The organism is Grimontia sp. SpTr1 (assembly GCF_947387585.1).
Taxonomy (GTDB): domain Bacteria; phylum Pseudomonadota; class Gammaproteobacteria; order Enterobacterales; family Vibrionaceae; genus Enterovibrio; species Enterovibrio indicus.
The window spans coordinates 141,026-153,944 of sequence record NZ_CANDOD010000009.1 but is presented as its reverse complement, the minus strand read 5'-3'; the positions used below and the strand labels follow the sequence as shown (position 1 = coordinate 153,944).

Here is a 12,919-nt window from a genome sequence, read left to right as displayed (position 1 = left end):
AGGTCGTGATGGAAAAAGACAAACGCTATCTCGGACTGATCTACGGTGCACTGGCCTTGGCTTTGGTCGTCGTGGCACTGGGAGCATTTACCCGTTTGACGGAAGCAGGCTTGGGGTGCCCAGATTGGCCCGGTTGTTATGGCTTTCTGACCGTGCCGCAATCTGCAGAGAAAATCGCTCAGGCAACGGAAGCCTTCCCCCATGCCCCTGTTGAAATTCAGAAAGCCTGGAATGAAATGATCCATCGTTATGTGGCGGGAACGCTCGGGTTAGTGATTGCTGCCATTGCCTTTTTGGCGTGGCGTCGCCCTGAACGTAACCGCATGCTGCCGAGTGTGCTGCTGGCGGTGGTGACCTTTCAGGCAGCCTTAGGTATGTGGACAGTGACCATGAACCTGATGCCTATCGTGGTGATGGGGCATTTGCTCGGTGGTTTCACAACTGTCACTTTGCTGTTCATGTTGGCGCTGCTGGAAAGGCGGCGTATCAAAGAGCCAACACAGCTAGAGGTGGACGTCCAAAAAGCCTCTATAGGCGGAAAGCTCAAGGTATTGTCAGTCGCTGCGCTTCTGGCAGTGGTGATGCAAATCGCGCTTGGCGGCTGGACATCAGCCAACTATGCGGCTCTCGTTTGTACTCAACTGCCCGTTTGTGAAGTCGATTGGGCAGAGAAATACGACGCCTCGGCGTTTCATCCCATCAGCCCGAAAAACGAGACTTACCAATATGGCGTGTTGAATTTCGATCAGCGCGTCACGATTCACGCCACCCACCGAATCGGTGCCATGGTGGTCACGGCGCTCATTCTACTGCTGGCGTTTGCGGTCAGAAAACCGCTTGGTGCTGGCGCATCGCTACTACTCTTAGGCGCGCTGGGTATTCAGATAACGCTTGGTGTTACCAATGTGGTCGCCTTGCTGCCGCTGTCTGTTGCGGTGGCACACAATGTTTGCGGATTGCTTTTACTTTTAGTGACTGTCAGGACGGTGGTAGGTGTGTTCGCACCTGTTTCAATGACCGCGGCACAGTCGTCTTTGGGAGACTCAGGGAGGTTAAGCCATGGCTAAATTCAACACGCCTTCGCTGGCAAACAGCGCCCCGAATACTGAAACCGCTCAATGGCGGGATTATCTGGAACTGACCAAGCCCAAAGTGGTGGCCATGCTATTGCTGACCGCCATGGTGGGAATGTGTTTGGCGGTACCGTCTTTGCCTCCTGCTCACGCCGTGATTCTGGGGCTGTTAGGGATTGGTATGCAGTCCGCTGCGGCTGCGGTGTTCAATCATGTGATTGATCAGCGTATTGATAGACAGATGCAGCGCACCATTCATCGCCCCGTTGCAAAAGGCCGGGTAGGTACGTCACAGGCGCTGGCATTTGGTGGTTTGCTGATGGTCGCGGGCTTTGCGCTCCTTTGGGTATTGAATGCGCTGGTGGCATGGCTCACTTTTGCCAGTTTGATTGGCTATGCGGTGGTCTACACCGTATGGCTAAAGCATGCGACGCCTCAGAACATCGTGATTGGTGGTTTGGCTGGCGCAATGCCGCCGCTGCTCGGTTGGGTGGCGGTGACCGGAACGCTCGACCCACATGCACTGTTGCTGGTGATGCTGATTTTCACCTGGACCCCACCGCATTTCTGGGCGCTCGCGATTCACCGTGAGAAAGATTACGCCAAAGCCGGCGTACCCATGTTGCCAGTAACCCATGGTGTGGAATTCACCAAGACCATGATTTTGCTCTACACCCTGCTTTTGGTGGTGGTGGGCTTACTGCCTTGGCTGGCGGGAATGAGTGGACTGATTTACCTCTTCGGTAGTTTGGCGCTCAATCTCGGCTTTGCCTGGTACGCGTGGCAGTTGAAATTCCATGATCGCAAAGGGTTGGCTTGGCAGACGTTTAAATACTCCATTTGGCATGTATTTGGTTTGTTTGTGGCTTTGCTCGCCGATCATGCATGGCGTGCGATAGGATAGTTGCACACCCAAGCAAACAGTGAGCAGGGATGATGCTTTCCCATCTTCAATTCTCAACGCCGCGGCTGGATGTCGCGGCGTTATCGTCTGGTTCAAAAACTTCCGATAATCTCGCTAAGGAATTAGCAGCCCTATTGACGCCAGCGGTGAAGCAGCATTTACCGCCGGATATCCAATCGGTGAACGACGCCCAAAGCGCAGCGGTTTGGCTTCAACAGGCTTTAACAGAATCCACCTTCCTAGCCGTGACAGAGAGGGATTCCCAATCTCTTGCTGGGTTTATTTTGCTGTATGAAGAAACCAATACAGAAGGTTTGCTCGATCTCCGGCTAGGTTATGTGGTGACCGAAAGGCTGCAGGGAAAGGGATTGGCCAGCGAGATGCTGCAAGGCTTGGTGAACTGGTGCCAGCAGAGCGGCAAGGTCTCGACGCTTTCCGGTGGGGCCGAAGAGAACAATCTGGCCTCTGTCCGCGTGCTGGAAAAAAACGGATTTGTGCGTGATGGCGAATCAATCAACGGTACCGTCTTTTTAACCCGCACATTCTGATAAACTTCCGCCACTTACTCTCTATCTGTCGATAACCACAGAGCCAATTTATGCTGTCAGCGCTGCAACAAAAAGCCCTTCACGTGCGTGTTTTCTCGCTCGCGTTCCCTATGGTGCTCTCCAACATCACCGTGCCTTTGCTGGGGTTGGTGGATGCGGCCGTGATTGGCCACCTCGACCACGCCTGGTATCTCGGCGGTGTGGCGGTCGGCAGCACCATGATAGCGGTGACTTTCTGGCTACTCGGTTTTCTTCGTATGGCTACCACTGGGCTTACCGCTCAAGCCTATGGCGCTGACGATAAAGCGGGGCTAGCGAATGTGTTCCTGCAGGGTATCTCCCTTGCCTGGTTATTGGCATTGGCGATTGTCGCCGTGCATCCATTGATTGCGGATTGGGTGTTTTCCTACAGTGACGCAAGTGCAGAAGTGAAGCGCTATGCCGACCAGTATTTCTCTGTGCGTATCTGGAGCGCGCCTGCTGCGTTGACCAATCTTGTGATCATAGGTTGGCTATTGGGTGCCCAGAACGCGAAAAAACCGATGCTGCTGCTGATTGTTATCAACGTCATCAACATCGTGCTCGATGTACTGTTTGTTGTGGGTTTTGGCTGGAAAGTGCAGGGCGCTGCAGCAGCGAGTGTGATTGCTGATTACAGCGGTATGGCGTTGGGCTTGTATTTCGTGGCGCAGCGCTGGAAGCAAGAGATGTTGCCTGCACCATTGGCGCAGTGGAAAAAAGCTTCTGCGGGTATGGGACGGCTGTTAAAGCTTAACCGGGACATCTTTCTCCGAAGCCTCTGCCTGCAGCTGGCCTTCACCTTTATGACCTTTCAGGGGGCGACACTGGGCGACAATGTGGTGGCAGCCAATGCGGTGCTGATGAACTTCCTGATGCTGGTCTCTTTCGCAATGGACGGCTTTGCCTATGCGATGGAAGCCATGGTCGGGAAAGCGATCGGTGCCCGGAACAGAAACGAGCTGATGGACTCACTCACAGCAACCACCTTTTGGAGCTTGGTGATCTCCCTGCTTATCACTGCCGCTTTCCTTATCTTTGGTGAGCAGATTGTCGGGGTGATTTCCGATATCCCGGCTGTGCGTGAACAGGCATTTGTGTATCTGCCTTGGCTCATTGCCATGCCGCTCGTAGCCATGTGGTGTTTTCTGCTTGATGGCGTGTTTATCGGCGCGACGCGCGGACGTGAAATGCGAAACACCATGTTTGTAGCAATGGCAGGTTTCTTTGTGATTTGGTGGCTGTTAAGTGGCTGGGGCAACCATGCGCTTTGGGCGGCGATGCTGGGCTTTATGGCATTGCGCGGCTTGACGCTGGGGGGACTTTTTATCCATCAGTGGCGAAGAGATACCTTTCTGGCTGCAAACTAGCCGAGACAAAAAAGGCGCTATTAGGCGCCTTTCTTTTCACGATAATCGTTCTTAGTAGTAAGAGTGATCGCCGTGCGCGTGCTCAGTGACGTCACGAACGCCGTTAAGCTCGCCGCTGAATTCTTCCAGCAGTTGCTTCTCGATGCCGTCTTTCAGGGTGACGTCAACCATTGAACAGCCATTACAGCCGCCGCCGAATTGAATCACTGCCACTTTGTCTTCAGTGATTTCAATCAGATTGATGTGACCACCATGGCCTGCCAGCTGTGGGTTAACCTGAGTCTGGATCACGTACTCAACGCGCTCCATCAGTGGCGCGTCGTCAGACACCTTACGCATTTTTGCGTTTGGTGCTTTCAGCGTCAGCTGTGAGCCCATTTTGTCAGTGACAAAATCAATCTCAGCATCTTCCAGAAACGGAAGGCTCAGTTCATCTACGTAGGCAGAAAAACCTTCGAATTTGAGTTCGGTGTCAGTCGCTTCCACTGCATCCTGAGGGCAGTAAGAAACGCCGCACTCTGCGTTTTGCGTGCCAGGATTAACCACGAATACGCGGATGTTGGTCCCTTCCGGCTGCTGCTCAAGCAGTTTACCGAAATGGCTCTGTGCACTTTCTGAAATAATAATTTGTGACACGGCTTCTTACCTGATTTATCCAGTATTTGTTTACATTGTACGCTTGTTTTTGTCCGCTATCACCCCTCAAGCTTCGAGGTTACTTTTCCCTCACTTTTCAATTAAGTGGCTTCTGGTGGTGTGCGACAAAGACAATACACATCAATACGTTCCACGCCATGCTGCCGGAGCAAGCGGCAAAGCTGGGCGATAGTTGCACCCGTGGTGACAACATCATCGACCAAGGCGATGTGTGGCGGCAGTTTTCGTTTGATAGAAAATGCCTGCTTTAAGTTTGAAAGACGGGATTGTCGGTCTAATCCCTGCTGTTGGCGAGTGGCACGAATGCGTTTTAAGACATTGGGCTCAGATTGAACCTTGAGTTGTCTCGCGAGCTCTGCGGCCAGCACGCTGCTATGGTTAAATCCGCGCCAAAGCCTTCGTTTCCAGTGCATGGGCACGGGAAGAAGGAGAGGCGCAGGTGATTCAATCTCTGTCGCGAGCAGTTTAGCGAGAGCAGGGGCAAGCCAGTAATGTCCTTGATACTTGAAGCGGTGAAGCAGCTTGTCATAGGGAAAGGAATAGGCACCGACACAAAACAAACTGTCCCACGGCGGCGGCTTTTTCAAACATCTACCGCAGCTTTCAATCATGTAAGGGGTGGGCAAACCGCAATGCAGGCAGCGTGGCTGACTGGGCAAGCTGGCGTGACAGGCATGACACCAAGGATAAGCATGCTGCTCCAACCTGTGGTGGCAAAGCTGACAACGCAGCGGCAAGGCACGTAAGATAGTGCTTAACATCAAGGACATGCTTGTTGATAAACGAATTTAGGCAGTGTAAATGACGACTTCTCTGTACTGGCATACGGAAGGCCAGGGTTCCGATCTGATTCTCATTCATGGCTGGGGGATGAACAGCGCCGTATGGCAAAACATCCTGCCTGCTCTCACCCCGTATTACCGTGTTCATTGTGTTGACCTGCCGGGCTATGGCTTCAGTCAACCGACCGATGCCTTTTCCTTGGAGGAAATGGCACAGTGTTTGCTTGATAATTCACCGCAGGAATCTGTTTGGGCCGGTTGGTCTTTGGGGGGAATGGTTGCCACTCAGGCTACACTGCTCGCACCGGAACGTGTGAAAGGTCTAGTCACGATTGCCAGCTCACCAAGATTTGCTGCAGAACATGGATGGCGAGGGATAAAACCCGAGGTATTGCAGGCGTTTACGAAACAATTGGCTGAAGACTTTCAGACGACGGTTGAACGTTTCATGGCGCTTCAGGCAATGGGGAGCCCGACAGCACGGCAAGATATTAAGTGGTTGAAACAGGCGGTCCTCTCTCACCCGTCTCCTCAGCCAGAGGCGCTTAGCGCCGGCCTTGGTATTCTTGCTGACGCTGATTTGCGGCCTCACTTGCATGATATTTCAATGCCTTGGCTCAGAATGTACGGTCGGCTGGACGGCCTTGTGCCTGTCAAAGTGGCGCAAGAGTTGGATGTTCTGGCACCGCGTTCGCAGCGGCAAATCTTTGCCAAAGCGTCGCACGCACCGTTCATTTCTGATCCCGACCATTTTTCACAAGAGCTTCTGGCTTTTTGTGGCCAATGTTTGCCGTCCTGTTAATGGAAAGTAGCGAAATAAAGTGAATTGGGGCTAAATTTTAATCTGTAGCTGCCGATACTTTAATCAAGTTACTTGCTATGGCATCAGGAGAGACCATAATGAATATAGGTAACGTTGGGTATTCTCAGCATGCTTACGCCAAGCCTATGCAGCCAAATCAGGCGGCAAAGGGCAATGAGGCGCAGGCAGCCGAGGGTGCCAAGCAGTCTTACGAGCAGGTCGCGAAGGAAGTGTCGGACGGTAAGACTGTTAACAAAGCAACGGAAGCCGAAGGCACGAACACTTCGTCTAAAGTTGAGTCTTTCACCTACGGGGCGCTTGGCATGGACCACCCTGAAGAAGTGAAAAGCAACGACGATGCTGCGTATTCCGCCGGTCAGGTGCTTTCTGCACTGGGTACCATTGGCGGACTGATCGCAATATTGGTCTAGTTTCGCTATAGAGATATAGCACGCGCATTCGCGGGGATTTCCCCGCCTATGCTCACAGGCGACGCGCCTTCGGTCGGTGTTGGGAGACAACATTGACATGAACATTTCGCCCGCTAACGTCAGCATCCCTGCTGTCGTACCGTCAGTAAACCCGCCAACGGAGCAAGTTGCGCGGGAAAATCGCGTGCGCGAAAAAATTGTCCCACCCAGTCAGGCAAATGCCACTGCCGAAGAAAAACCCGTACTCTCTGAAGAGAAACAACTGAAGAACCCATCCTGGGATCCTTCTGAACACCCCGATTACGCCGATCTGGAACAAAACCCAAGGCAGTTCAATGGTGGTGGTTTCGCTGCACATGAAACCCTAAGCCAGTTGACCAACATGCTTTCCAGCGGTTCGTATGTGCCGCAAAACGAAAACGGCTATGCTATGCGCATCAAGCTGCCGAAAGAGATCCTGGATAAAATCGACGAGCTGAAAGCTTCTCAACGCACAGGCGCGGTGGTTGCCATGCGCTATCAGCAATCGTCAGCCGCGAATATCCCATCAGAAGTGCTGATCGTGATTTGACGGTGAGCGAAGCAAGCAGATACAAAGACAGCGCCTTTTTGGCGCTGTTTTTGGTTTCTCGGCGATCAGTTACGCTTTGCTTTGGCAAAGGCATCGGCAAATGCGCCACCGAAACCCGACTGCTGACCGCCACGGTTATCACGGCGGTTGTTGTCATTGCGGTTATTCCCGCTAAAGCTACGTTCCTGATGGCGAGGGCGTGATTCGCGGGCAGGTTTGTTATCCGAACCCGGCTCATCACTCAGGCGCATTGAAAGACCAATACGCTTACGCTGCAGATCCACTTCCATCACCTTCACTTTCACCACATCGCCGGCTTTGACGACTTCACGTGGGTCGGAAATGAACTTATCTGACAGCGCAGAGATATGTACCAGACCGTCCTGATGTACGCCGACATCAACAAAAGCGCCGAAGTTAGTCACGTTGGTGATCACGCCTTCCAACACCATACCCGGGATCAGATCTTTCACTTCATTGACGCCATCGGCAAAGGTGGCGGTCTTAAACTCTGGGCGCGGGTCGCGGCCAGGTTTTGCCAGTTCTGCCAGGATGTCGGTTACGGTCGGGATACCAAAGGTATCGTCAGCGTAGTCTGCTGCTTTGAGCGCACGCAGGAAGTCATGGTTGCCAATCATGGCATCAACGCCTTTACCGGATTTCTCGGCAATACGTTTCACGACAGGATAAGCCTCAGGGTGAACGGAAGAACCATCCAGTGGGTTTTTACCCTTCATGACACGAAGGAAGCCCGCACACTGTTCAAAGGCTTTCGGGCCAAGACGCGGCACTTTCAGCAGGGTTTTGCGATCTTCAAAGCGGCCATTTTCGTCGCGGAAGGCCACAATGTTGGCTGCCATGGTGGTAGATAGGCCTGCGACGCGGGTCAATAGCGCTGCCGAGGCACTGTTTACGTCGACACCGACGGCGTTTACACAGTCTTCCACGACCGCGTCCAGACGCTTGGCAAGCTGGCTTTGGCTAACATCATGCTGGTATTGGCCCACACCGATAGATTTCGGGTCGATTTTCACCAGCTCAGCGAGTGGGTCTTGCAGACGACGGGCGATAGAAACCGCGCCACGCAGCGACACATCAAGCCCCGGGAATTCAGTCGCGGCAAGTTCAGAGGCGGAGTAAACCGACGCACCGGCTTCACTGACCATCACGGTTTGGATTTTCTCACCCGCATCTTTCAGCATGCCAGCCACAAAGGCGTCGGTTTCACGTGAAGCTGTGCCGTTACCAATCGCAATCAAATCCACATTGTGCTTTTTCACCAGTGCCATCACCACGCGTGCAGATTCTGCAATTTTGTTTTGTGGCGGCGTTGGATAGATGGTGGCGGTATCCAAAAGCTTACCGGTGTTGTCGATCACCGCGACTTTACAACCGGTGCGAAGACCAGGGTCGATACCCAAGGTGCAACGCGGGCCCGCAGGTGCGGCCATCAGCAAGTCTTTCAGGTTATCGGCGAAGACTTTGATAGCGTCAGTTTCTGCCATCTCACGTAGGTTGCCCATCAGCTCGGTTTCCATGTGCATCAAAATCTTGATACGCCATGCGAAGCTCACGACCTGCTTACGCCAGCGGTCAGCGGCTGCAGCGCCAATGGTCACGCCATAGTGGTTACTGATGATGGTTTCACAATATGAGCCAGTGGATTTTTCATTCTGACCCGGATCGGCATTCAGTGACAGTTGCAAAATCCCTTCATTGCGGCCGCGGAACATGGCGAGCGCGCGGTGCGAAGGTACCTTGCTGAGCAATTCATCATGAGCGAAGTAGTCTTTAAACTTCGCGCCTTCTTCCTCTTTACCTGCCACCACGCGGGCTTGAATTTCCGCGCTTTGGTTCAGATGACGGCGGATTTTATCCAAGAGTGCGGCATCTTCGGCAAATTGCTCCATCAAAATCGCACGGGCGCCGTCGAGCACTGCTTTGGTATCAGCAAAGCCAGCATCTGCGTTTAAGTATTTCGCCGCTTCGGTTTCTGGATCGTGGTCTGGCTGTTCCCACAGCAGAGTCGCCAGTGGTTCAATGCCGGCTTCAATCGCGATTTGACCTTTGGTACGGCGCTTGGGTTTATAAGGCAGGTACAAGTCTTCAAGACGGTTTTTACTGTCTGCATCCAGAATGTCTTTTTTCAGTGCGTCGGACAGTTTGCCTTGCTCATCAATCGATTTCAGAATCACCTGGCGGCGCTCTTCCAACTCACGTAGATAACCCAAGCGGGATTCAAGGTTACGCAACTGGGTGTCGTCAAGGCCGTTGGTCACTTCCTTACGGTAACGGGCAATAAAGGGGACGGTATTGCCGTCATCCAGCAGGTTTACTGCCGCAATAACCTGTGCATCGCGTACATTCAGTTCCGTCGCGATCTGTTGGTAGATTGAAGTTGTCATGGTGTTCCTTAGATTTATTGTCACGCCGCAGCGTCACCTTAGTGTTCGTCTTGCTGGTAGCGGATACTGTTGACGTACCAGACTTTCGGGCCTTCCGGTGTAGTCACCACCGCTTCGTCATCCACTTCTTTTTTAATCAAAGCGCGCGCCATAGGGCTGTCGATAGAAATGTAGTCTTTCCGGCCATAAATTTCGTCGGGACCGACAATGCGGAAGGAGAGAGTGTCGCCATCTTCGTTTTCGATATCGACCCAGGCACCGAAAAACACCTTACCGTCCTGTTGAGGGCTATAATCGACCACGCGCAGGATTTCGAGACGTTTTCGGAGGTAGCGGACGCGGCGGTCTATCTCGCGCAGCAAGCGCTTATTGTAGGTGTAGTCCGCGTTCTCTGAACGGTCGCCAAGACTGGCGGCCCAAGAGACAATCTTGGTGATTTCCGGGCGGCGCTCTTTCCAGAGGTAATCGAGCTCTTGTTTGAGTTTGTTGTAGCCTTCCCGGGTGACCAAATCGGTTTTTTTCATTCTGCTTTCCGAGCGATTGTTTCGTTTTCCGGCAAGAGTTATAACCGCTTTGCTGCCATGATTAAAGCGAAGCTACCCGGCAACGTTAAGCTGAGGCACGAATTTCGCATTCAATTTTCTGGGGCGGGGTTACAACTGGTAACAGTTTTTCTTCCCACAGGACGTTACTCTGATGTTTTATATCAGTGTCAGACTTTAATATTGTTGGTGGCATTTCCACCACACGGAGAGAAAGGTAAGTCATGCAAGATAATCATAAGATCCTGGTTGTTGACGACGATATGCGTCTTCGCTCGCTGCTCGAGCGTTACTTGTCTGAGCAAGGTTTTCAGGTGCGCAGTGTGGCGAATGCCGAGCAAATGGACCGTTTGCTCTCTCGTGAGAACTTTCACCTGATGGTGTTGGACCTGATGTTGCCGGGTGAAGATGGCCTCTCTATCTGCCGCCGCCTGCGTCAGGCGAACAACCAATTGCCGATCCTGATGCTGACGGCAAAAGGCGACGAAATTGACCGCATCGTGGGTCTGGAAGTGGGTGCTGACGATTACCTGCCGAAACCCTTCAACCCACGTGAACTGCTGGCACGTATTCGTGCAGTGCTTCGTCGTCAGACGGTAGAAGCACCGGGTGCGCCTTCCAGTGAAGAAAAAATTGTCGAGTTTGGCCAGTTCCGCCTGAATTTGGGCACTCGTGAAATGTTCCGTAATGACGAGCCATTGACTCTGACTTCCGGCGAGTTTGCCGTGCTGAAGGCATTGGTGACCAATGCCCGTGAGCCGATGTCCCGCGACAAACTGATGAACATGGCTCGTGGTCGTGAGTACTCCGCGATGGAGCGTTCGATTGACGTTCAAATCTCGCGTCTTCGCCGCATGGTTGAAGAAGATCCAAGCAAACCTCGCTATATTCAGACCGTTTGGGGTCTGGGCTATGTGTTCGTACCGGACGGAGAAGCCTAATTAATGCGCTTCTCTCCACGCAGTAACTTTGCTCGTACGCTCGTGGTGCTGGCTGGCCTTCTGATTGCCAGCCAGATCTTCTCTTACCTTACCATCCTCAACTACGCCCTGCTGCCAAGCATCAAACAGTTCAACAAAATCCTCGCTCATGAAATCGAAGTCATGCTGGATGACGATTTGCTGTTATCGAACGGCAAGGTTTATCACATGGATGAACTGTTACGTCGCCAGTTACTCGAGAAGCTTGGCGTCACCATGCACGATGACGATGAGCCAGCGATGATGGAGGAGTTTGAGAACGCCGCGTCAGTGGATTATCTCAGTGCGGACATGTCTGAGAAGCTCGGTGCCCCGACGGAAGCGCGTATCAGCCTGGAGTCGAAGAACTATGTGCTCTGGCTGGAAAGTGAGGCGTTCCCCGGTTACGTAATGCGGATACCGCTGTCTGAGCTGCATCAGGATGACTTCCAACCCCTGTTTTTCTATTCCATGTTTATCGCCTTACTGGTGATCGGGGGCGGCTGGATGTTTATTAAGGTGCAGAACCGACCATTGGCGGCACTGGAACGTGCGGCGCAGGATGTGGGACACGGCAAATTCCCCGAGCCCTTGCCGGAACGAGGTGCATCAGATATCCGTGCGGTGACGAAAGCGTTTAATCAGATGAGCGAAGGCATTCGCAAACTGGAGGAAGACAGGGCACTGCTGATGGCAGGTGTCAGTCATGATCTCCGTACGCCGTTGACCCGGATTCGTCTGGCGACTGAAATGATGTCGCCGGAAGACAGTTATCTGGCTGAGAGCATGATTAAAGACACTGAAGAGTGTAATGAAATCATCAACCAGTTCATGGATTACTTGCGTTCGGTTCAGCTTCAGGACATGACAGAGATTGACCTGAATGTGGTGGCCGAAGATGTGTCTGTCGCTGATGGTGCAACAGGGCATGAGCTTGAAGTATCTAAAGGCGAGCTGGTTGGAAAGCTAGATGCTAACGAAGTGGCTATCCGCCGTGCGGTGACTAACTTGGTGGTGAATGCAGTGCGCTATGGTGGCGGTTGGGTCAAAATCAGTACCGGTACGTCTGCCGACCGTCGACATCAGTGGATTGCGGTGGAAGATAATGGACCGGGTATCGCAGCCGATCAGATTGACACAGTATTACAGCCCTTTACCCGTGGCGACACCGCGCGGGGCAGTGAAGGCACTGGCCTTGGACTTGCCATCGTCAAGCGTATTACTGAGCAGCATAACGGTACGCTAAAACTCAGCCAGCGCTCACAGGGCGGCTTGCGGGCGCAGATTGTCTTGCCAGTGGCTAAACGCCAGCCGAGAAAGCGGCGTTAAAAGCATCTTTACCGAGAAAAACGCGGAGCCTGAATCCGCGTTTTTTATTTTTAGATATGAAAATCCACTCATAAACTTGTCTCATTTTTGAATCATCTGCTAATACTGTAATACAGTGCCGATACAGCAGAGATGAAACATGAAGATAGTCATCGACCCGCAGGATCCGTCCCCGAAGTTCAAACAACTGATGACGCAAATTCAGCGTCAGATTGTTGCTGGGACGCTCATCCCTGGGGAGAAGCTGACTTCTGTCAGAAAGTTAGCGGCAGAGTTGAATATCAATCCGATGACGATTTCACGTTGCTACCAAAACATGGAAGAAGAAGGCTGGTTAGAACGTAAACGCGGTGTGGGCATGATTGTCGCGCGGCAAGGGCTGCAGGGCCGGATGGAAGACCGCTTTGGATTTATAGAGCCCACCCTGAAAGCGCTGATTGATGATGCCCGGGAAGTGGGTTACAGCAAATCAGAAGTGATGGCGCTGGTGATGCAGTATTGGGAAGACTGATTAGCAACACTGGTTGA

Annotated in this window: 14 protein-coding genes; 10 read left to right on the top strand and 4 right to left on the bottom strand. The window is 52.6% G+C overall.

Annotated elements, in window-relative coordinates; genetic code table 11:
• Positions 1 to 8 precede the first annotated feature (8 nt).
• The 4 genes from QL223_RS14330 to dinF are packed head-to-tail and all read left to right on the top strand — an operon-like array spanning position 9 to position 3,913.
• Positions 9 to 1,067: a COX15/CtaA family protein gene (locus QL223_RS14330; protein ID WP_281545111.1), complete on the top strand. Its 1,059-nt coding sequence runs from the start codon at positions 9 to 11 to the stop codon at positions 1,065 to 1,067.
• Complete coding sequence (gene cyoE / locus QL223_RS14325) at positions 1,060 to 1,977, top strand: heme o synthase (RefSeq protein ID WP_002535386.1); 918 nt, start codon at positions 1,060 to 1,062, stop codon at positions 1,975 to 1,977. The genes QL223_RS14330 and cyoE overlap by 8 nt, the downstream gene beginning before the upstream one ends.
• Positions 1,978 to 2,006: 29 nt before the next feature.
• Positions 2,007 to 2,525: a GNAT family N-acetyltransferase gene (locus QL223_RS14320; protein WP_281545110.1), complete on the top strand. Its 519-nt coding sequence runs from the start codon at positions 2,007 to 2,009 to the stop codon at positions 2,523 to 2,525.
• Between the two features lie 50 nt (positions 2,526 to 2,575).
• Positions 2,576 to 3,913, top strand: a complete 1,338-nt coding sequence (gene dinF / locus QL223_RS14315) for an MATE family efflux transporter DinF (RefSeq protein WP_281545109.1) — start codon at positions 2,576 to 2,578, stop codon at positions 3,911 to 3,913.
• A 51-nt stretch (positions 3,914 to 3,964) separates the two neighbouring features.
• Here dinF and nfuA read toward each other — a convergent pair whose 3' ends face one another.
• Both nfuA and QL223_RS14305 read right to left on the bottom strand, forming a co-directional pair.
• Positions 3,965 to 4,549, bottom strand: coding sequence for a Fe-S biogenesis protein NfuA (nfuA, locus tag QL223_RS14310; RefSeq protein WP_002535379.1), 585 nt, complete (start codon positions 4,547 to 4,549; stop codon positions 3,965 to 3,967).
• A gap of 101 nt (positions 4,550 to 4,650) precedes the next feature.
• Positions 4,651 to 5,331: a ComF family protein gene (locus QL223_RS14305; RefSeq protein WP_281545108.1), complete on the bottom strand. Its 681-nt coding sequence runs from the start codon at positions 5,329 to 5,331 to the stop codon at positions 4,651 to 4,653.
• A 40-nt stretch (positions 5,332 to 5,371) separates the two neighbouring features.
• On the opposite strand from QL223_RS14305, the gene bioH reads away from it, so the two are divergent.
• From bioH to QL223_RS14290, 3 genes are all read left to right on the top strand, one after another.
• Positions 5,372 to 6,154: a pimeloyl-ACP methyl ester esterase BioH gene (bioH, locus tag QL223_RS14300; RefSeq protein ID WP_281545107.1), complete on the top strand. Its 783-nt coding sequence runs from the start codon at positions 5,372 to 5,374 to the stop codon at positions 6,152 to 6,154.
• A 98-nt stretch (positions 6,155 to 6,252) separates the two neighbouring features.
• Complete coding sequence (locus QL223_RS14295) at positions 6,253 to 6,585, top strand: hypothetical protein (RefSeq protein WP_002535374.1); 333 nt, start codon at positions 6,253 to 6,255, stop codon at positions 6,583 to 6,585.
• Between the two features lie 97 nt (positions 6,586 to 6,682).
• Positions 6,683 to 7,156 (top strand): hypothetical protein, encoded by a 474-nt coding sequence (locus tag QL223_RS14290; protein ID WP_063856923.1) that lies wholly within the window; start codon positions 6,683 to 6,685, stop codon positions 7,154 to 7,156.
• A gap of 65 nt (positions 7,157 to 7,221) precedes the next feature.
• Here the strand turns inward: QL223_RS14290 and QL223_RS14285 are convergent, their stop codons facing one another.
• Together QL223_RS14285 and greB are read right to left on the bottom strand one after the other, a co-directional pair.
• The gene (locus tag QL223_RS14285) at positions 7,222 to 9,561 is read right to left on the bottom strand and encodes a Tex family protein (RefSeq protein WP_281545106.1); all 2,340 of its coding nucleotides are present in this window, start codon (positions 9,559 to 9,561) and stop codon (positions 7,222 to 7,224) included.
• Between the two features lie 38 nt (positions 9,562 to 9,599).
• Positions 9,600 to 10,085, bottom strand: coding sequence for a transcription elongation factor GreB (greB, locus tag QL223_RS14280; protein ID WP_039849440.1), 486 nt, complete (start codon positions 10,083 to 10,085; stop codon positions 9,600 to 9,602).
• 242 nt (positions 10,086 to 10,327) lie between these two features.
• On the opposite strand from greB, the gene ompR reads away from it, so the two are divergent.
• The 3 genes from ompR to QL223_RS14265 all read left to right on the top strand — a co-directional run bounded on the left by ompR (position 10,328) and on the right by QL223_RS14265 (position 12,902).
• Complete coding sequence (gene ompR, locus QL223_RS14275) at positions 10,328 to 11,044, top strand: two-component system response regulator OmpR (RefSeq protein WP_281545105.1); 717 nt, start codon at positions 10,328 to 10,330, stop codon at positions 11,042 to 11,044.
• 3 nt (positions 11,045 to 11,047) lie between these two features.
• Positions 11,048 to 12,391 (top strand): two-component system sensor histidine kinase EnvZ, encoded by a 1,344-nt coding sequence (gene envZ, locus QL223_RS14270; RefSeq protein ID WP_281545104.1) that lies wholly within the window; start codon positions 11,048 to 11,050, stop codon positions 12,389 to 12,391.
• A gap of 139 nt (positions 12,392 to 12,530) precedes the next feature.
• On the top strand, positions 12,531 to 12,902 hold the full coding sequence (locus QL223_RS14265; protein ID WP_002535365.1) for a GntR family transcriptional regulator: 372 nt from the start codon (positions 12,531 to 12,533) through the stop codon (positions 12,900 to 12,902).
• Positions 12,903 to 12,919 lie beyond the last annotated feature (17 nt).